The organism is Streptococcus sanguinis SK49, assembly GCF_000212815.1.
Lineage (GTDB): Bacteria > Bacillota > Bacilli > Lactobacillales > Streptococcaceae > Streptococcus > Streptococcus sanguinis_C.
The window spans coordinates 814708-834520 of sequence record NZ_GL890985.1; the positions used below are offsets into that span (position 1 = coordinate 814708).

18 protein-coding genes are annotated in these 19813 nt (G+C 43.2%); 15 read left to right on the forward strand and 3 right to left on the reverse strand.

The features are described from left to right. The first annotated feature begins 15 nt into the window (after positions 1-15). From alaS to HMPREF9380_RS06870, 12 genes are all read left to right on the forward strand, one after another. Complete coding sequence (gene alaS / locus HMPREF9380_RS06925; protein ID WP_002932897.1) at positions 16-2634, forward strand: alanine--tRNA ligase; 2619 nt, start codon at positions 16-18, stop codon at positions 2632-2634. A 241-nt stretch (positions 2635-2875) separates the two neighbouring features. Then, a complete protein-coding gene (gene argC, locus HMPREF9380_RS06920; protein WP_002932900.1) occupies positions 2876-3898 on the forward strand; it encodes an N-acetyl-gamma-glutamyl-phosphate reductase in 1023 nt (340 codons plus the stop codon). Between the two features lie 17 nt (positions 3899-3915). Continuing rightward, positions 3916-5109, forward strand: a complete 1194-nt coding sequence (gene argJ / locus HMPREF9380_RS06915; protein WP_002932902.1) for a bifunctional glutamate N-acetyltransferase/amino-acid acetyltransferase ArgJ — start codon at positions 3916-3918, stop codon at positions 5107-5109. A gap of 11 nt (positions 5110-5120) precedes the next feature. Continuing rightward, positions 5121-5858 carry an acetylglutamate kinase gene (gene argB, locus HMPREF9380_RS06910; RefSeq protein WP_002932906.1) on the forward strand — a complete coding sequence of 246 codons (738 nt, stop codon included), beginning with the start codon at positions 5121-5123 and terminating at the stop codon, positions 5856-5858. 2 nt (positions 5859-5860) lie between these two features. Beyond that, positions 5861-7003 carry an acetylornithine transaminase gene (locus tag HMPREF9380_RS06905; RefSeq protein WP_002932909.1) on the forward strand — a complete coding sequence of 381 codons (1143 nt, stop codon included), beginning with the start codon at positions 5861-5863 and terminating at the stop codon, positions 7001-7003. 147 nt (positions 7004-7150) lie between these two features. Continuing rightward, positions 7151-7483, forward strand: coding sequence for a hypothetical protein (locus HMPREF9380_RS12140; protein WP_002921810.1), 333 nt, complete (start codon positions 7151-7153; stop codon positions 7481-7483). 18 nt (positions 7484-7501) lie between these two features. Beyond that, positions 7502-7711, forward strand: a complete 210-nt coding sequence (locus tag HMPREF9380_RS06895) for a helix-turn-helix transcriptional regulator (RefSeq protein ID WP_002896031.1) — start codon at positions 7502-7504, stop codon at positions 7709-7711. A gap of 97 nt (positions 7712-7808) precedes the next feature. Beyond that, the gene (locus tag HMPREF9380_RS06890; protein ID WP_002932915.1) at positions 7809-8573 is read left to right on the forward strand and encodes a DUF3169 family protein; all 765 of its coding nucleotides are present in this window, start codon (positions 7809-7811) and stop codon (positions 8571-8573) included. A 28-nt stretch (positions 8574-8601) separates the two neighbouring features. Continuing rightward, positions 8602-9144, forward strand: a complete 543-nt coding sequence (locus HMPREF9380_RS06885; RefSeq protein WP_002932917.1) for a DUF3267 domain-containing protein — start codon at positions 8602-8604, stop codon at positions 9142-9144. Further along, the gene (locus HMPREF9380_RS06880) at positions 9141-9842 is read left to right on the forward strand and encodes a CPBP family intramembrane glutamic endopeptidase (RefSeq protein WP_002932918.1); all 702 of its coding nucleotides are present in this window, start codon (positions 9141-9143) and stop codon (positions 9840-9842) included. The genes HMPREF9380_RS06885 and HMPREF9380_RS06880 overlap by 4 nt, the downstream gene beginning before the upstream one ends. Before the next feature lie 21 nt (positions 9843-9863). Then, positions 9864-10517, forward strand: coding sequence for a CPBP family intramembrane glutamic endopeptidase (locus HMPREF9380_RS06875; protein WP_002932925.1), 654 nt, complete (start codon positions 9864-9866; stop codon positions 10515-10517). 161 nt (positions 10518-10678) lie between these two features. Continuing rightward, entirely contained in the window at positions 10679-11596 is a 918-nt protein-coding gene (locus tag HMPREF9380_RS06870) for a diacylglycerol/lipid kinase family protein (RefSeq protein ID WP_002932927.1), read from the forward strand. 111 nt (positions 11597-11707) lie between these two features. Here the strand turns inward: HMPREF9380_RS06870 and nrdF are convergent, their stop codons facing one another. The 3 genes from nrdF to nrdH form a co-directional block, all read right to left on the reverse strand. Further along, complete coding sequence (nrdF, locus tag HMPREF9380_RS06865; protein ID WP_002900761.1) at positions 11708-12667, reverse strand: class 1b ribonucleoside-diphosphate reductase subunit beta; 960 nt, start codon at positions 12665-12667, stop codon at positions 11708-11710. Positions 12668-12822: 155 nt separating this feature from the next. Continuing rightward, positions 12823-14982, reverse strand: coding sequence for a class 1b ribonucleoside-diphosphate reductase subunit alpha (gene nrdE / locus HMPREF9380_RS06860; RefSeq protein ID WP_002932932.1), 2160 nt, complete (start codon positions 14980-14982; stop codon positions 12823-12825). A gap of 160 nt (positions 14983-15142) precedes the next feature. Then, the gene (nrdH, locus tag HMPREF9380_RS06855) at positions 15143-15361 is read right to left on the reverse strand and encodes a glutaredoxin-like protein NrdH (protein ID WP_002897920.1); all 219 of its coding nucleotides are present in this window, start codon (positions 15359-15361) and stop codon (positions 15143-15145) included. A 596-nt stretch (positions 15362-15957) separates the two neighbouring features. Between nrdH and HMPREF9380_RS06850 the strand changes: the two genes are divergently transcribed. The 3 genes from HMPREF9380_RS06850 (at position 15958) to HMPREF9380_RS06840 (ending at position 19615) form a co-directional block, all read left to right on the forward strand. After that, the gene (locus tag HMPREF9380_RS06850) at positions 15958-16221 is read left to right on the forward strand and encodes a phosphocarrier protein HPr (RefSeq protein ID WP_002896017.1); all 264 of its coding nucleotides are present in this window, start codon (positions 15958-15960) and stop codon (positions 16219-16221) included. A 1-nt stretch (position 16222) separates the two neighbouring features. Then, a complete protein-coding gene (ptsP, locus tag HMPREF9380_RS06845) occupies positions 16223-17956 on the forward strand; it encodes a phosphoenolpyruvate--protein phosphotransferase (RefSeq protein ID WP_002896016.1) in 1734 nt (577 codons plus the stop codon). 234 nt (positions 17957-18190) lie between these two features. Next, positions 18191-19615 (forward strand): NADP-dependent glyceraldehyde-3-phosphate dehydrogenase, encoded by a 1425-nt coding sequence (locus HMPREF9380_RS06840; protein ID WP_002900753.1) that lies wholly within the window; start codon positions 18191-18193, stop codon positions 19613-19615. Positions 19616-19813 lie beyond the last annotated feature (198 nt).

Below are 19813 nucleotides of genomic sequence, written 5' to 3' on the forward strand. Positions count from 1 at the left end.
TAAGGAGAAAAATAAATGAAACAAATGTCAAGTGCTCAGGTTCGTCAAATGTGGCTGGATTTTTGGGCAACTAAAGGTCATGCAGTAGAACCATCTGTCAGCTTGGTGCCGGTCAACGATCCAACCTTGCTCTGGATTAACTCTGGTGTAGCAACCCTTAAGAAATACTTTGACGGAACCATTATTCCAGAGAATCCTCGGATTACCAATGCTCAAAAGGCCATTCGAACCAATGATATTGAAAATGTCGGAAAAACTGCCCGCCACCATACTATGTTTGAAATGCTGGGCAATTTCTCTATCGGCGATTATTTCCGTGATGAAGCGATTGAGTGGGCTTACGAGCTTTTGACTAGCCCTGAGTGGTTTGATTTTCCCAAAGACAAGCTCTACATGACCTACTACCCAGACGATAAGGACTCTTACAACCGCTGGATTGCTATGGGCGTTGAGCCTAGTCATTTGATTCCGATTGAGGACAACTTCTGGGAAATCGGTGCTGGACCTTCTGGGCCGGATACAGAGATTTTCTTTGATCGGGGTGAGGCTTTTGATCCAGAAAATATTGGGGTCCGTCTCTTAGAAGAAGATATTGAGAACGACCGTTATATCGAAATCTGGAATATCGTCTTGTCACAATTCAATGCTGACCCTGCTGTGCCTCGTAGTGAGTACAAGGAATTGCCACATAAGAACATTGATACGGGCGCAGGTTTGGAGCGTTTGGTCGCTGTTATCCAAGGGGCTAAGACCAACTTCGAGACCGACCTCTTTATGCCAATCATTCGTGAAGTAGAAAAACTGTCTGGCAAGGTCTATGACCAAGATGGCGACAATATGAGTTTCAAGGTTATCGCAGACCATATTCGTTCGCTTTCCTTTGCCATTGGTGATGGCGCACTCCCTGGAAATGAAGGCCGTGGCTATGTCCTTCGTCGTCTGCTCCGCCGTGCTTCAATGCATGGTCAAAAATTGGGTATCAATGAGCCATTCCTTTACAAACTTGTACCAACTGTGGGCAAGATTATGGAAAGCTACTACCCAGAAGTTCTTGAGAAGAAAGACTTTATCGAAAAGATTATCAAGAGTGAGGAAGAATCTTTTGCTCGTACTCTGCACTCTGGTCAACACTTTGCAGAAACAATTGTGGCAGATTTGAAAGCTAAGGGACAAACTGTTATTGCTGGTCAAGATGCCTTTAAACTCTACGATACTTACGGTTTTCCGCTGGAGTTGACTGAAGAAATTGCTGAAGAAGCAGGCATGACTGTGGACCGTGCTGGCTTTGAAGCGGCTATGAAAGAGCAGCAGGATCGTGCGCGTGCTTCTGTCGTCAAGGGTGGCTCAATGGGCATGCAAAATGAAACCCTGCAGGCCATCACCGTAGAGAGTGCCTTTAACTACGAAAAAGAAGAGCTGACAGCTGAACTCCTTGCTATTGTAGCGGATGATGCAGCAGTGGAGTCTGTTGAGACAGGCACAGCTGCCCTCATCTTTGCAGAAACGCCATTCTACGCAGAAATGGGTGGTCAGGTGGCCGACCACGGTCAAATCTTTGATGGAGCAGGCAATCTGGTAGCGCAAGTTACGGATGTACAAAAGGCACCAAATGGTCAGCCGTTGCATACTGTAGAAGTTTTGGATCCTCTGGCTCTGGGTCAAAGCTATAAACTGGAAATTGACCACAGCCGTCGCCATCGTGTGATGAAAAATCATACGGCAACTCACCTTTTACATGCAGCCCTGCATAATGTTCTTGGTAACCATGCAACCCAAGCAGGCTCTCTGAACGAAGTAGAATTCCTGCGCTTTGACTTTACGCATTTCCAAGCAGTGACAGCAGAAGAGCTGCGTGCTATCGAGCAAGAAGTCAATGAGAAAATCTGGGAAGCCCTTGCTATAGAGACAGTAGAGACAGATATTGACAAAGCTAAGGAAATGGGTGCCATGGCGCTCTTTGGCGAAAAATATGGTAAAGAAGTTCGTGTCGTAACCATCGGAGACTACTCTGTCGAGCTTTGCGGAGGAACCCACGTAGGCAATACTTCTGAAATCGGTATTTTCAAGATTGTCAAAGAAGAGGGGATCGGATCTGGAACTCGCCGTATCTTGGCAGTCACCAGCAAGGAAGCTTTTGAAGCCTACCGTGAGGAAGAAGAGGCGCTCAAGGATATCGCTGCGACTCTCAAGGCACCGCAAATCAAGGAAGTACCTCACAAGGTAGAAGCGCTGCAAGAGCAGCTGCGTCAACTCCAAAAAGAGAATGCAGAGCTCAAGGAAAAGGCAGCAGCAGCGGCCTCTGGTGAAGTCTTCAAGAATGTTCAAGAGGCAAATGGACATAGCTTTATCGCTAGTCAGGTCTCTGTGTCTGATGCAGGTGCCCTGCGTACCTTTGCGGACACTTGGAAGCAGAAGGACTATTCAGATGTTCTCGTACTGGTCGCAGCAATTGGAGACAAGGTCAATGTTCTTGCAGCCAGCAAGACTAAGGACGTACATGCTGGTAATCTGATTAAGGAATTGGCACCGATTGTAGATGGTCGAGGCGGCGGTAAGCCAGATATGGCTATGGCTGGTGGCAGCAAGCAATCAGCTATTCCAGACCTGCTAGCAGCAGTTGCTGAGAAGTTGTAATATGAGATAACAGATAGATGAAAAGGTCTGCTCTTTGGGCAGACTTTTTTCTGTGCTCTCGGCTCCCTTACTTCTCTGTATGAAAAGCAAATAGGCCGCTTTTCGGCAAGAAAGTATGAATTGTTTTAGAATAAATAATGATATTTTCAAAAATATTGCATAAAAATACAGAAAATACTTGACAAAGGGAAAATATACGAGTAAAATAAAACGCATATTTATACGGAGGTGTTTTAAAAATATGCGTATTTCGATTGTAGGAATTACTGGTTACTCAGGAATGGAACTCCTCCGTATTTTACTGCAACATCCGCAGGCAGAAGTCGTTGCCCTTCATGCCAGTCAAGATATGGAGGCTCTTGTGTCAGAGCTTTATCCTCATTTGAAGGGGATTTGCGACTTGAAAATAGAAGCTTTTGACAGTCAGGAAATAATGCGACGAGCAGATCTTGTTTTCTTTGCAACGTCAAGCGGAGTGGCTAAAGATTTGTCAAAAGACTTTGTAGAAGCAGGATTTCCAGTCATTGACCTATCTGGTGATCATCGTTTGCCAGAGAATATTTATAAAAAATGGTATCAGAAAGAGCCGGCTGAAGACTATGTTCAAAAAGCGTTTATTTATGGGCTGTCTGAATTTACAGATATCAGAGGGAAGCGATTTATTGCTAATCCCGGCTGCTATGCGACGGCTACAGAGTTGGCCTTGATTCCCTTGCTGCAGGCTCAGGCTATTGAGCTGGACTCCATTATTGTTGACGCCAAGAGTGGCTTGACTGGGGCGGGGAAAAATCCAGCTGCATCCAGCCATTTTGTTCATGTGCACGACAATTATGTGACTTACAAACTGAATCAGCATCAGCATATTCCTGAGATTGTGCAACAGTTGCAGCGTTTTGATAAGGGATTGCAGCAGATTCAGTTTTCAACTTCCCTCATTCCTGTCAATCGTGGCATCCTAGCGACGGTTTACAGCAAATTGAAAGAACCTTTGACTCGAGAAGAGCTGGCTGCTATTTACCAGGAATGCTATCAGGATAAGCCTTTTGTCCGTATTCAAGCTGCTTTGCCGAATTTGCATCAGGTTGTCGGTACTAATTATACAGATATTGGTTTTGACTATAATCCTGTGACAAATATTTTAACTGTCGTGGCTGTGCTGGATAATCTGATCAAGGGGGCTGCTGGTCAGGCAGTTCAAAATATGAATCTGATGCTGGGTTTCCCTGAAACAGATGGCCTGCTCAGTCAACCGTCCTATGTCTAGATGAGAAAGGGTTAGATATGAAGATTATTGATGGAACGATTGCCAGTCCGCTAGGCTTTTCGGCTGACGGTTTACACGCTGGCTTTAAGAAAAAGAAGTTGGATTTTGGTTGGATTGTGTCAGAAGTACCAGCCAGTGTGGCAGGAGTTTATACGACTAATAAGGTCATTGCTGCTCCGCTTCTAGTGACCAAAGCCTCAATTCAAAAGAGCCAGAAATTGCAGGCAATAGTGGTTAATTCTGGTGTTGCCAATTCCTGTACAGGCCAGCAGGGTCTGGACGTCGCCTATAAAATGCAGCGATTGACTGCCAAAAAGCTGAAGATTGAGCCCGACTTGGTAGGTCTGGCTTCTACAGGAGTCATCGGCGAGCAGCTTCCAATGGATGCTCTGAAAAATGGTCTTTCTCAGATTATGGTGAGTGGTAAGGCAGATGATTTTGCTGAGGCTATCTTGACGACGGATACTTGCACTAAGACCTGTGTAGTCACAGAAGAGTTTGGCTCAGACCTGGTGACTATGGCGGGGGTGGCCAAGGGCTCGGGCATGATTCATCCGAATATGGCGACTATGCTGGCCTTTATCACCTGTGATGCTAATATTTCCAGTGCTACCTTGCAAAAGGCTCTCAGTCAGCATGTGGAGACGACTTTCAACCAAATCACCGTGGATGGAGATACATCGACCAATGACATGGTATTAGTCATGGCGAACGGCTGCCGGCAAAATGAAGAAATTCAACCAGATACGGAAGAATTTGAAAAGTTTTCCAAGATGCTCCGCTATCTTATGGCTGACTTGGCTAAGAAAATTGCCAAGGATGGCGAGGGAGCGACCAAGTTGATTGAAGTCAATGTTCGGCATGCCAAGGATGAACAGAGTGGCCGTATGATTGCTAAGAGTGTCGTTGGATCTAGCCTGGTCAAAACGGCTATTTTTGGTCAAGATCCCAATTGGGGCCGAATCTTAGCAGCTATCGGCTATGCGGGAGCAGATGTCTCGGTGGATTATATTGATATTTGGATTGAAGGGATTCCAGTTATGCAGGCTTCTAGCCCTGTGGCTTTTGACCCCGAGGAGACTAGTGATGCCATGGCTGGAGAGCTGCTGACCTTGACCATTGACCTACACGATGGTGACGCTGAAGCTCAGGCCTGGGGCTGCGATCTATCCTATGATTATGTGAAAATCAATGCCCTCTATAGAACCTAAGGAGAAATGCAATGAAAGATGTGATTGTTATAAAAATTGGTGGTGTTGCTGCGCAAAAGCTGTCTGATAAGTTTATCAAGCAAATGCAAGCATGGATAGCAGCTGGTAAGAAAATCGTTGTCGTTCACGGGGGCGGTCTGGTCATAAATCAACTCATGAAAGAGCGCCAGCTGGCTACTCGCAAGGTTAAGGGGTTGCGGGTAACAGCTAAGTCTGACTTACCCATTATTGAGCAGGCCTTGCTAGGTCAAGTCGGCCGGACGCTGACACAAGAACTGAACGACTCAGATATTGAAAGCCTTCAGCTGGTTTCACATTTGGGAAAGACAGTTTCGGCGGACTTTATCGACAAAGACCTCTATGGCTATGTCGGTGATGTGACGGCCATTAAAACTGCCTATCTAGAGCAGCTGCTAGCTGAGGACATAGTCCCAGTGCTGGCTTCGCTAGGAGAAAATGCGGCTGGCGAGCTCTTAAATATCAATGCAGACTATATAGCAGCGGCAGTTGCCAGCAGCTTGCAGGCAGAGAAGCTAATCCTGATGACAGATATAGAAGGAGTTTTAGAGGATAAAAAAGTTCTGCCTCAGCTTCTGACCAGTCAGGTTTCCAAGAAGATTCAGACAGGTGTCATCAAGGGCGGCATGATTCCTAAGATTGAGAGTGCTGTTCAGACTGTGCTTTCCGGTGTCGGGCAGGTTCTGATTGGTGACAATCTTTTGACGGGCACCTTGATAGCAGAGGGATAACGATGACTTATTTATTTGAAAACTACAAGAGGGCACCTATTGAGTTTGTTAAAGCAGAGGGGTCCTATCTGATTGACAGTGAGGGAAAGGCTTATTTGGACTTTTCATCGGGGATTGGCGTAACCAATCTTGGCTTTCACCCGCAGGTCCAGCAGACTTTGATCCAGCAAGCAGGGCGCATCTGGCACAGTCCCAATCTCTATCTTAGCTCTCCGCAAGAGCAGGTGGCTCAGGAACTGGCAGGTTCTTATGATTATTTGGCTTTTTTCTGTAATAGCGGAGCAGAAGCCAATGAAGCAGCTATTAAGCTAGCCCGCAAAGCTACTGGCAAGCAAGGCATTATAACTTTTCAGCAATCCTTTCACGGTCGGACCTTTGGCGCTATGGCCGCAACAGGACAGGATAAGATTAAGGAAGGATTTGGTGATGGGGTGCCTCATTTCAGCTATGCGGTTTACAATGATCTGGCCAGCGTAGAAGACTTGGTCAATCAGGATACGGCAGCTGTCATGCTGGAATTGGTCCAAGGAGAATCAGGCGTTCATCCAGCAGAAGTAGCTTTTGTCAAAGACTTGGCTGATTTTTGCCAACGAGAGGGGCTTTTGCTGATTGTTGATGAGGTCCAGACAGGCATGGGGCGTACTGGCCAGCTTTATTCCTTTGAGCATTATGGGATTGTACCGGATATTGTGACGCTGGCTAAGGGTCTGGCCAATGGCCTGCCTGCTGGCGCCCTATTGGGAAAATCCAGCTTGGCTCCCGCTTTTGGACCTGGCAGTCATGGTTCTACCTTTGGTGGCAATAAATTAGCTATGGCAGCTGCCTTGGAGACCTTGCATATCATGAAAGAAGCGGGTTTTCTAGAAGAAGTCAGATCTAAGAGTGATATCTTATTGGAGAAGCTCCAGCTTGCTTTTCAGGACCATCCAAAGATTTTTGCTGTTCGCGGTTTGGGCATGATGATTGGGATTGAAACAAGTGCCAGTCTGTCAAGGATTGTTGAAGCCGCTCGTCAGAAAGGCTTGATTATCCTGACAGCCGGAGAAAATGTTATCCGTCTCCTGCCGCCTTTGACTATCAGCAGGGAGGAAATCCAGCAGGGGATTGCTATTTTGAAAGAAGTATTTTCCGAATTAGATGAATAAAGGAAAAGGATTCAGTGTGAGCTGGATTCCTTTTTTGTCTATGATAATGGTGTTCTTGACAATGATTATTATTTTTTTGACAAATATACTTGTCAAAAAGAAAAGAATCTGTTACAATAATTTTGAACAGGAAATGGAGGGACGCTTATGAATGCATTCTTATGGTTCTTGCTTCCGATGACTTTTATGGTTTTTATCTTTGGGATTGATTCTTCCAATAAGCTAAAACGGATGCAGGGACGGATAAAGTCTTTAGAAAGAAAAAGAAAGGGGAACAAAACAATGTCACAATTTTTAAAAGAAATGATTGGAAAGAAGCCGACAATTATGAGCGAGTCAATTGGAACCAATAACTGGCTGGTAAACTGGCTGGTAGTGGATGTGGATGAAGAATGGGTCAAGCTGAGCATGACAGATAAAAAAGGTCAGACCAAGACCAAGCTGATTCGTATTGAAGACATTCGGTCTATCGAGCTTTAGGAGAAGTGGGGGATTTTAATGAAATTAAGAAATCGACTCAAGGAGTTGAGGGCGCGTGACGGTCTCAACCAGACAGAACTGGCTAAGCTGGCCGGTGTTTCCAGGCAGACAATCAGCCTTATAGAGAGAGGCGAATATACCCCGTCGATTGTGATTGCCCTTAAGATTGCCCATATTTTCAATGAAAACGTTGAGAATGTCTTTCGGCTGGTGGAGGAAGCAGAATGAAGAACCAATTAAGATTCATTTCAACAGGAGCTAAAACAGTCCTTCAGCCTCAGCATTCTTGTATCATCTATTGTAAAAAAATAAAGGAGAAGAAGTCGTGAAAGAGCAAAAACGTATATCTACACAGAAAAGAGTTTTATATAATGTCCTTATATTTCTAGCTGGAGCTTTAATAGGTGGTCTGTCTATTTTGTTTTCTGAAACTGGTCTGCTAAAAAACATCAGTTGGTCGACTATTTTTTCTGTTCAACTGCTGCGCCAGCTAGGTAGGGCCAGCCTTATCATCCTCTATCCCTTGGTCTTTTTCTTGATTTATCGGACTCGTAAATACAATGAAGCCTATGAAAAAGAAGCAGATGAGGATAAGAATTATGAATGGTACCGGCTAACCTTTAAAAATCTGGAATATGCGACTATTGTCTTTAATATCAGCAGTGCTATCGTTCTTTTTACGATTTTAGTTGGAGTTGTTTTTATTGGAAATATTACTAATCATAAGAGCCCTCTTCAGTGGAGTTTTATAGATTATGCGATTGCCTTTCTTTATATTATTTTGCAAGTTGTCTTTTTAAAGACAGTTCAGAAGGTGCGGCACTATAAGCTATCAGCCTTTCCGACTACTGAGGAAATAAAAGAATTTGCCCTCTCTTATGATGAGTCAGAGCTGCAAGCCAATTATGAACAGTGCTATCTCATTCTCTTCAATGTAAATCAGAGACTTCTGCCAGCCCTCTATGTTATTTTAGGGATACTGGGAGCCTTCACACCTCTCAATGTTGTTTCTGGCTTTGTCGTCATCGTGGTAATCCATATCTATATCAATCTTATGTATTATCCAATGGTAAGAAAATATTTCAAATAAGCTTATTTCTCGATGAAAGGCGGAAATTATGAAACTACTGAAAGAACTTGATTTTATCCATAATAAAAAGGTCAATCTGGCTCTGAATATAACGGCTGTGCTGCTAATCTTCCCTTTTCTAGCCCTCTTTACCTGGATTGCCATTCTGATGTATGGCAAGGGCAGCGAAGTTTTTCATTTCTTTGACTTACTCTACCTCCTTGTTCTAATGGTCATCCATGAGCTGATCCACGGCTTTTTCTTCAAGGTCTTGGGAGATGAAAATACCAAGGTCAAGTTTGGTTTTAAGAGCGGCATGGCCTATGCGACCAGCCCAGGGAGTCGTTACAGTCGGAAAAGGATGCTTGTCATCATCCTGGCACCTTTCTTTCTGATTAGCCTAGCCCTGACCTTGATCTATGCCTTGCATATTCTGACTGCGACCTCTTATATCGTTCTTGCTAGCTTCCATGCAGCTGGCTGTGCAGGAGATTTTTTCCTCGCTGCCACTATTCTCCAGCAGAAGGGAGATATTGCTGTTGAGGATACGGAAGTCGGTATCAATATTTATCAAAAGGAGAATACAAAATGAACAACTTCAAATCAATTGCTTTAGGACTTGGAAAATGGATAGGCTTAATTGCTCTTAGCCTCCTTATAAATGTTGCTCCAATGCTATTCTTAAGGCTCGGGAAGAATTTACCTATTTATGCAGAAATCTTATTGGTAGCCTTGTATTTGATTTTAGTTTTCCTGATTTTTCGTGTCTTATGGCGGCGATATCAGAAGCATGTGCCTGAAGAAAAGAAGAAATTTAAACTGTCTGGCAAGGATATCGGTTTTGCTTTTCTATTCTTTTTCCTTGCCAGAGTGGCTGCTATTATCGGTGTTTATCTCAATCTCATCCTGAGCGGCAATTCCCAGACCAGTAATGACAGCGCCATACAAGGGCTGGGGGGAATGATGTCTTCGCAGCATATCTTCTTTGCCTTGCTCTTTGTTGCGACGATTGCTTTTATTGCTCCTATCATGGAAGAATTAATTTTCCGCGGTTTTGGGACTGCCTTCTTTTTCAAGAATAATCAAAAAGTTTTGGCTGCCATTGTGACTTCTGTAGTCTTCACTTTGCCTCATATCACTCAATTGACAGAGTTCCCAATTTATTTTGCACTTGGACTGGTTCTTTATTTATCCTATGCTCGTCGGGGGAATATAAAAGATTCCATGTTGGTTCATATCCTGAACAATCTCCCCATGGCTATAATACTGCTGCTAGCTATGTTTAAGTAAATCAATCTATAAGGAATCACTATGAAATTAAAAACTTTCTTTACTAATTTTGGCCTTTATATTCTTGTCCTCTTGGCCTATTTCTATATATTTTCGGATATAGTTCTCTTCACTATAGGTTCTCTGACAGGAGGAACTTCTCAACTATTGATTTTGCCGATTTTTGTCATACTTGCAAGTCTCTATTCTTTTGCCATGTGGAAATGGTACCAGAAAGATTTGAAACTGGAAATCAAAAATACCAAGCTAACCAGTTCTATCTGGCTTCCCATTATCCTCTTGCTTGCTTTTATCATCTTCCAGCAGCTCGTTCCTATTGAATCTTCTGCCAATCAGAACACTGCTGTACAGTTGATTCAGCAGCAGCCAGCCTTTGCTTTCCTATACATGGTAATCTTTGCTCCTATTCTCGAAGAGTTGCTGACACGAGGATTTTTGGCTAAGTTTCTCTTTCCCGACCAAAATAGCTTAGCGATAATCCTGCTTTATTTAACTGTATCTGCCAGCTTTTTCTCTCTTCTGCACATGCCGGGCAGTCTAGTCCAGTTTCTGGTTTACTTCATCTTGGGGGCAATCTTTGGCCTAGGCTATCTAGCTAAGAAGGACCTACGCTACTCAATGGGACTACATCTCGCCAATAACCTTATTGCCCTTGTTCTCATTGTCTTCTTTTAATAGAAAAACGAAATATAAGACAGTACTTCCAAAGTTAGGCAGAAAAATCTAACGGCAGAAGTGTTTTTCTGTGGAATGGAGTTTAAATACCAAACTGCTTTTCTGGTCTCTCGAAAGCCAGCAGTTTCAAATTCTTGTGAAAGTGTTTTCCAGATGGTATAATGAGCTATCAAATGAAAAGAGGTTTCCTTATGTCTAAAGTCCTATTAATTGTCAACCCTAGCTCGGGAGGCGAAAAAGCCAAGTCCTATGAAGACTTGGCAAGAGAAAAGCTGGCAGAATGTTTTGATGAGGTAGTGGTTAAGCATACTGAAAAAGGCGGAGACGCAGCAGCTTTTGCTAAGCAAGCCGCAGAAGACCATTATGATAGCGTCTTTGTCATGGGTGGCGATGGAACTGTCAATGAAGGAATCAGCGGCCTGGCTGAACTAGACTATCGTCCGACTTTTGGCTTCTTTCCACTAGGTACGGTCAATGACTTGGCGCGTGCTCTCGGCATTCCCCTAGACGCTGAAGAAGCTATCCAAAATCTGGATATCAATAAAGTCAAGCCACTTGATATCGGCAAGATTAATGACCAGTACTTTATGAATGTGGTTGCCATTGGAACTATTCCTGAGTCGATTAACAATGTGGATTCTGAAGACAAGACTAAGTGGGGCAAGTTTGCCTACTTTATCTCTGGCTTCAAGCAGTTGATGGATACTAGTTTTTACGAATTTCACTTGAAGATTGATGGAGAAGAGCGTACGATAAAGAGCAGTACACTCTTGATTGGCTCTACCAACTCAATCGGAGGTTTCGAGAGCATTCTCCCTGAAGCCACTGTCAATGACGGCTTGCTCCATCTCTTGTACCTTAAGGATAAAAATCTCTTGGACACTTTGGTTTCTGTTCCAGATTTGATTTTGGGCAATGGTGAAGAAAGTGACAATATCGAGTATCTGACCTTCAAGGAAATCACAGTTGAGTTGGCTGACAATAACGCAGAGCTCAGCGTTAACGTTGACGGAGATGAGGGCGACCAACTGCCAGTGACGATTCGTGTCTTGCCATCTCATTTGAATGTGTATTACTAATTATTTTGGGAAGATCAGAAAAGCTAGATGATGTTTGCTTTATCTGTTCTCCTTGCTAGTTTAGATTACAAACCCCCTCTTTCCGTATTTTGGAAAGAGGGGGTCTTTGTCTTATAATCCGTAATTATAGTCGTCATCCTGCATGGCTTCAACTTCGCCCAGCAGGTAGCCGTTACCCACTTGGGAGAAGAAGTCATGGTTGGAAGTACCGGTTGAGATACCGTTCATGACGATAGGATTGACATCGTCCGCTGAGTCTGGGAAGAGGGGATCCTGTCCCAGATTCATCAGAGCCTTGTTGGCATTGTAGCGCAGGAAGGTCTTGACCTCTTCGGTCCAGCCGACTGTGTCATACAGGCTTTCAGTATAGCCTTCTTCATTTTCATAGAGGGTGTAGAGCAGGTCATACATCCATTCTTTGAGTTTTTCTTGCTCGTCTTCTGGTAGTTCATTAAAACCTAGCTGGAACTTGTAGCCGATATAGGTTCCGTGGACAGACTCGTCACGGATGATCAGCTTGATAATCTCAGCAACGTTAGCCAGCTTGTTATTACCCAGATAGTAGAGCGGAGTGAAGAAACCAGAATAGAAGAGGAAGGTTTCCAAGAAAACGCTGGCTATTTTCTTTTCCAGAGCTGTACCATTCAGGTAAATTTCGTTGATAATCTCAGCTTTCTTTTGCAAGTATGGATTGGTGTTGGTCCAAGCAAAGATTTCATCGATTTCTGACTTGGTATTGAGCGTAGAAAAGATAGAAGAGTAAGACTTGGCGTGAACGGACTCCATAAATTGGATGTTGTTGAAGACAGCTTCTTCGTGAGCAGTGCGTACATCCTTGCGCAGAGCATCCACACCAGACTCAGACTGGAGGGTATCCAGCAGGGTCAGGCCACCGAAGACCTTGCCAACCAGGTCTTTTTCCTTGTGAGACAGCTTTCTCCAGTCATCCAGGTCATTGGATAGGGGAATCCGCGTATCCAGCCAGAATTGCTCAGTCAGTTTTTCCCAGGTGGACTTATCGATCACATCTTCGATAGCGTTCCAGTTAATGGCTTTGTAGTAAGTTTGCATTCTTTCTCCTTTAGTAGATGGTACGACCTGATGTGGCATCAGCTATCCCTTCTTGGATACTGTCCTAATGCTTCACGATTTTACCTTTCTGACAATGATGAGGAAAGTAAAATGTGACATGGTCGAATTTCCTTTTCTTTTTCTAAAATCTCTTGTTAGATGACACAGCTTTCACATTGGTTGGCACCTACTTCGCCGCCATCATCAGTGAAGGTGCGGACATAGTAGATGGACTTGATACCCTTATTGAAGGCATAGTTACGCAGGATAGAAAGGTCGCGGGTCGTCTGCTTGCTTTCTTTTTTCCATTCGTAGAGGCCTTTAGGGATATCGCTGCGCATAAAGAGAGTCAGGGAAAGACCTTGGTCCACATGCTCAGTTGCGGCTGCGTAGACATCGATAACCTTGCGCATATCCATGTCATAGGCGCTGGTATAGTAAGGAATAGTCTCAGTTGACAGACCAGCAGCAGGATAGTAGATCTTACCGATTTTCTTTTCTTGACGTTCTTCGATCCGCTGAGTAATTGGATGGATTGAAGCAGAAACGTCATTGATATAGCTGATAGAGCCATTTGGTGCAACAGCTAGGCGGTTTTGATGGTAGAGACCATCAGCCTTGACCTTGTCGCGCAACTCAGCCCAATCTTCTGCAGATGGGATAAAGATGCCAGCGAAGAGTTCTTTGACACGGTCAGACTTAGGAACAAATTCATCCGTCAGGTATTTGTCAAAGTAAGTTCCGTTAGCATAGTCAGATTTTTCAAAGTTATCGAAGGTCACGCCACGCTCGCGAGCGATATTGTTAGACTCAACCAAAGTCCAGTAGTTCATGAGCATGAAGTAGATGCTGGTGAACTCTACAGCTTCCGCTGATCCGTAATCGATCAACTGCTGAGCCAAATAACTGTGTAGCCCCATAGCACCTAAACCAAAAGTATGAGCTAGGCTATTTCCGTGATCGATAGAAGGCACAGCTGTAATGTGTGAACTATCAGTAACGAAAGTAAGAGCGCGAGTCATAGTTCGGATGGATTTTCCAAAGTCAGGCGAAGTCATCATGTTGACAACGTTGGTAGAACCTAAGTTACATGATACATCTGTTCCCAAGTGGAGATACTCTTGTGCATCATTCAAAAGACTAGGTTCTTGCACTTGCAGGATTTCAGAGCAAAGGTTACTCATGATGATTTTACCGTCAATTGGATTTGAACGATTAGCAGTATCGATGTTTACGACATAAGGATAGCCAGATTCTTGTTGGAGTTTAGAAATTTCTGTTTCCAAATCACGAGCCTTGATCTTGGTTTTAGTGATATTTGGATTAGCGACCAACTCATCATATTTTTCAGTGATGTCAAGGTAGGCAAATGGCACTCCGTACTCGCGTTCAACAGAATATGGGCTGAAGAGGTACATTTCTTCATTTTTGCGTGCTAATTCGTAGAACTTATCCGGAATGACAACGCCGAGTGAGAGGGTTTTAACCCGAACTTTTTCGTCGGCATTTTCTTTCTTGGTAGAAAGGAAGGCGATGATATCTGGGTGGAAGACATTGAGGTAAACAACCCCAGCTCCCTGACGTTGGCCCAACTGGTTAGAGTAAGAGAAGCTGTCCTCGAAGAGTTTCATAACAGGAACAACCCCAGATGCAGCTCCCTCATAGCCCTTGATAGGTGCTCCGGCTTCCCGCAGATTGCTGAGGGAAATACCGACCCCGCCTCCGATACGAGACAATTGCAGGGCAGAGTTGATGGAGCGACCGATTGAGTTCATATCATCTGTTACTTGGATGAGGAAGCAAGAAACCAATTCACCACGACGGGCCCGACCAGCGTTGAGGAAGCTTGGTGTAGCTGGTTGGTAGCGCTGGTGGATAATCTCATTTGCAATATCCTTGGCAATGGCTTCATCTCCGTTGGCAAAGTAGAGGGCGTTGAAGAGTACCCGATCTTCCATGCTTTCTAGATAGTATTCACCATCATTTGTCTTCAGTGCATACTGGTTGTAGAACTTATAAGCAGCCATGAAAGATTTAAACTTGAAATCTTGAGCATGGATAAAAGTAGTCAGCTCCTCGATGTATTCCGGAGAATAGAGCTGGATAAATTCCTTTTCCAAATAGTTTTCTTCTATTAAATATTTAATCTTTTCTGTGATAGAAGAAAATTGCTTGGTGTTTGGCTCAACGTTTTCTTTAAAAAAAGCTTTTAAGGCTTCTTGATCTTTATGAAGCATAATCTGACCATTAACTGGACGGTTGATTTCGTTGTTGAGTCGGAAGTATGTTACATCCTCTAAATGTTTGAGTCCCATGTTTTTCCTTTTCTATATAAATAAGATAATTAGCTAGCGGAAAAATATCCGCCTTACAAAAGAAACGGCCCCTATGAGCATAGGAGCTGCAGTTTGCCCTGATAATCTGTCTTTTAGTTTATCTCCCAATCAAGGCGCGCCGCCCTCAAAATAAACTACATTAAGACAGTTTTTTCAATTTACCAGGTTGGAAACCAGAAAATGCCTCAGTTGCTGTCTGAATCACAGGAGCAGCGTTGAAACCAAGATCTTTGACATGGTCAATGAATTCTGGCTGTTCATCCAAGTTGATTTCGCGGTATTCTACATGATTAGTATCTAAGAAGCGCTTGGTCATTTTGCACTGAACGCAGTTGTTTTTTGAGTAAATAGTTACCATTAAAAATTCCTCTAAACTTTCGTTTTTTCTTTTAAATAATACGAAACTAGTATATCTAAAAGAAAATAGAATGTCAATAGTTTTGAACTAAATATTGTGTGATATTTTGTTATAGGATAGATTACAATACAATATATAGTGATTGTATAAGCGGTGAAAAGAAGTGAAAAATTGCAGAAAAGGAGCAAAATGCTGATGCGGCAATGCTTAAACAAGTCTTAAAATGTTAGAAAAATGACTAGTAGCTTTTCCGCCAAAAACAAAAATCCAATATCTTGTGTTACAGAATTTAGGGAATCACTAGGAGGAGTGGAGGGGGAGTTTATATTCTTATTTTATAACAATTAGTTTCTATAAAATAAGAAATTTATGATTAAAAACTTGGTGGAAGCCATTTTTGAATAAAGCTTGGGGAATGTGGGATTTAGCTCGAAAATTCTCTCTTCAATATAATAAGAAGAGTTTTCATTTCCCAAGAAATATTTTGTAAGCGGGCTATAAAATTCTTGAAAAAGATTTCAAAAGGTGATATAATATCAACTTGTAAGGGTTATCACAATAACTCAAAAAGAATTATTTAAAAGGAGAGTCTAACTATGGCTTCTAAAGATTTCCACATTGTAGCAGAAACAGGTATTCACGCACGTCCAGCAACTTTGTTGGTTCAAACTGCTAGCAAATTCGCTTCAGACATCACGCTTGAATACAAAGGTAAATCAGTAAACTTGAAATCTATCATGGGTGTTATGAGTCTCGGTGTTGGCCAAGGAGCTGATGTTAAGATCTCAGCTGAAGGTGCAGATGCAGACGATGCCATCGCTGCAATCTCTGAAACAATGGAAAAAGAAGGATTGGCTTAATATGACAGAAATGCTTAAAGGAATTGCAGCATCTGACGGTGTTGCCGTTGCTAAGGCATATCTATTAGTTCAACCGGATTTATCATTTGAGACTGTTTCAGTCGAAGATACGAATGCAGAAGAGGCTCGTTTGGATGCAGCTCTTGAAGCTTCACAGAACGAGCTTTCTGTTATCCGTGAGAAAGCAGTAGATAGCCTTGGTGAGGAAGCCGCTCAGGTATTTGATGCTCACTTAATGGTACTTGCTGACCCTGAAATGGTTGGGCAAATCAAAGAAACAATCCGTGCGAAAAAGACCAATGCAGAAGCTGGTCTGAAAGAAGTAACGGACATGTTTATCACTCTCTTTGAAAACATGGACGACAATCCATATATGCAGGAACGTGCGGCAGATATCCGCGACGTGACGAAGCGTGTTCTTGCTAACCTTTTGGGCAAGAAATTGCCAAACCCAGCGTCTATCAATGAAGAATCAGTTGTGATTGCTCATGACTTGACTCCTTCTGATACAGCACAGCTGGATAAAAAATTTGTTAAAGCTTTTGTAACCAATATCGGCGGCCGGACAAGCCACTCTGCTATCATGGCTCGTACGCTTGAAATCGCGGCAGTATTGGGAACTAATAACATTACTGAGCTTGTAAAAGATGGCGATGTGATTGCAGCTAACGGTATCACTGGTGAAGTGATTATCAACCCAACTGAAGAGCAAATCGCAGCATTTAAAGCAGCTGGTGAGGCTTATGCTAAGCAAAAAGCTGAATGGGAATTGCTTAAGGATGCTCAGACTGTGACTGCAGATGGCAAGCACTTCGAATTGGCAGCCAATATCGGTACGCCAAAAGACGTTGAAGGTGTCAATGCTAACGGTGCAGAAGCAGTTGGTCTTTACCGGACTGAGTTCCTTTATATGGATTCTCAAGACTTCCCGACAGAAGATGAGCAGTATGAAGCATACAAGGCTGTGCTTGAAGGCATGAATGGAAAACCAGTTGTTGTTCGTACGATGGATATTGGTGGAGATAAGGAGCTTCCTTACTTCGATATGCCGCATGAAATGAACCCATTCCTTGGTTTCCGTGCTTTGCGTATCTCTATCTCTGAAACTGGCGATGCTATGTTCCGTACACAAATCCGCGCTCTCTTGCGTGCTTCTGTACATGGACAATTGCGCATCATGTTCCCAATGGTAGCCCTTCTAACAGAATTCCGCAAAGCTAAAGCGGTTTATGACGAAGAGAAAGCTAAGCTGCAAGCTGAAGGCGTTGCAGTAGCAGACAATATCCAAGTGGGGATTATGATTGAAATCCCAGCAGCAGCTATGTTGGCGGATCAATTTGCCAAGGAAGTAGACTTCTTCTCTATCGGTACTAATGACTTGATCCAGTACACTATGGCAGCTGACCGGATGAATGAGCAAGTCTCTTACCTCTATCAACCTTACAACCCATCTATCCTTCGCTTGATTAACAATGTTATCAAGGCAGCTCATGCTGAAGGCAAGTGGGCAGGTATGTGTGGAGAAATGGCCGGGGATCAAACTGCGGTGCCATTGCTCGTAGGTATGGGCTTGGATGAATTCTCTATGAGTGCGACTTCTGTTCTTCGGACTCGTAGCCTCATGAAGAAGCTGGATACGAAGAAGATGGAAGAACTGGCTCAGCGTGCACTGACTGAATGTGCAACGATGGAAGAAGTTCTTGAGCTTGAAAAAGAATATCTGGACTTCGATTAATCTGAAAATTAAGATCAGGGAGATTTTCCTGGTCTTTTTTAGTTTTCTTCAGGGCATAGTGAAGTTTGTGCAGAAAGTTGAAATCAAAGAAAACAGAAAATAAGCAGATCTAAATATGAACAAACTTAGATAATCTATCTTAATTGTGAAAAAATTCTTTAAATTTATAACTTTTGGTTGAAATTTTCAGAAAATTTGGTAAAATAATATTTAATAACATTTTGGAGGGGACAAGTGACACAATATAAAAACTATATAAATGGAGAGTGGAAAGTTTCTGAAAATGAAATTACCATCTCATCTCCTATCAACAATGAGATTTTAGGAACTGTGCCTGCCATGACTCAGACAGAGGTTGACTATGCGATGGCGAGCGCTCGTGCGGCTTTGCCAGCTTGGCGAGCTCTTTCAGCAGTTGAGCGTGCAGCTTATTTGCATAAGGTTGCGGATATTTTGGAGCGCGATCAGGAGAAGATTGGCGAAATTCTTGCAAAAGAAGTTGCCAAGGGTATCAAAGCGGCAGTCGGAGAGGTAGTCCGGACAGCAGACTTGATTCGCTATGCGGCTGAAGAAGGCATTCGTATTCATGGTCAGGTTATGGAAGGTGGCGGCTTTGAAGCTGCCAGCAAGAAAAAATTGGCTGTGGTTCGTCGTGAGCCTGTAGGAGTTGTACTGGCCATTGCGCCATTTAACTACCCAGTCAACCTGTCTGGTTCCAAAATTGCTCCTGCCCTTATCGGCGGAAATGTCGTGATGTTTAAGCCACCTACTCAAGGTTCAATCTCTGGTCTGCTCTTGGCTCAGGCTTTTGCTGAGGCTGGTCTGCCTGCTGGTGTTTTCAATACCATCACAGGACGTGGTTCAGAAATCGGGGATTACATCATTGAGCATAAGGAAGTAAACTACATTAACTTTACTGGCTCCACTCCAATCGGTGAGCGCATCGGTAAGTTGGCTGGTATGCGTCCAATTATGTTAGAATTGGGTGGTAAGGATGCTGCAGTCGTGCTAGAAGATGCTGACTTGGAGCATGCAGCTAAGCAGATTGTTGGCGGGGCATACAGTTATTCCGGTCAGCGCTGTACGGCTATTAAACGTGTCATTGTCATGGAGAGCGTAGCAGATAAATTAGCGGCGCTGATTAAGGCAGAGGTAGAGAAACTGACGGTTGGTGATCCCTTTGATAATGCGGATATCACACCAGTCATTGATAACGCATCAGCAGATTTCATCTGGGGCTTGATTGAAGATGCTCAAGAAAAGGGAGCGTCAGCCTTGACAGAAATCAAACGTGAAGCAAATCTCATCTGGCCTGCCTTGTTTGACCATGTGACACTGGATATGAAATTAGCTTGGGAAGAGCCATTTGGTCCTGTTCTTCCGATTATTCGTGTGACTTCCGTTGAAGAGGCTATTCAGATCTGTAACCAGTCAGAGTTTGGTCTTCAATCTTCAGTCTTTACAAATGATTTCCCTAAAGCATTTGAAATTGCTGAAAAACTGGAAGTGGGTACTGTACATATCAATAATAAGACCCAACGTGGTCCAGATAACTTCCCATTCCTTGGAGTTAAGGGATCTGGAGCAGGAGTGCAAGGGATTCGTTACAGTATCGAAGCGATGACACAAGTGAAATCCATTGTGTTTGATGTGAAATAATGAGAAAGGCGGCTTTGTGCGGCCTTTTTTCTTACCTTGATGAACTTGTAAATTTAACAAGATTATCGAACCATTTGAAAAGAATTAATCATTTATATGTTTAATTGCTTATTATTTTAAAATGTAAATTTACATATTGGTCTATATCTTTATGAAAATTTTCATCTTTTTCTTGTTTTGGATAGCTCCTATATTTAG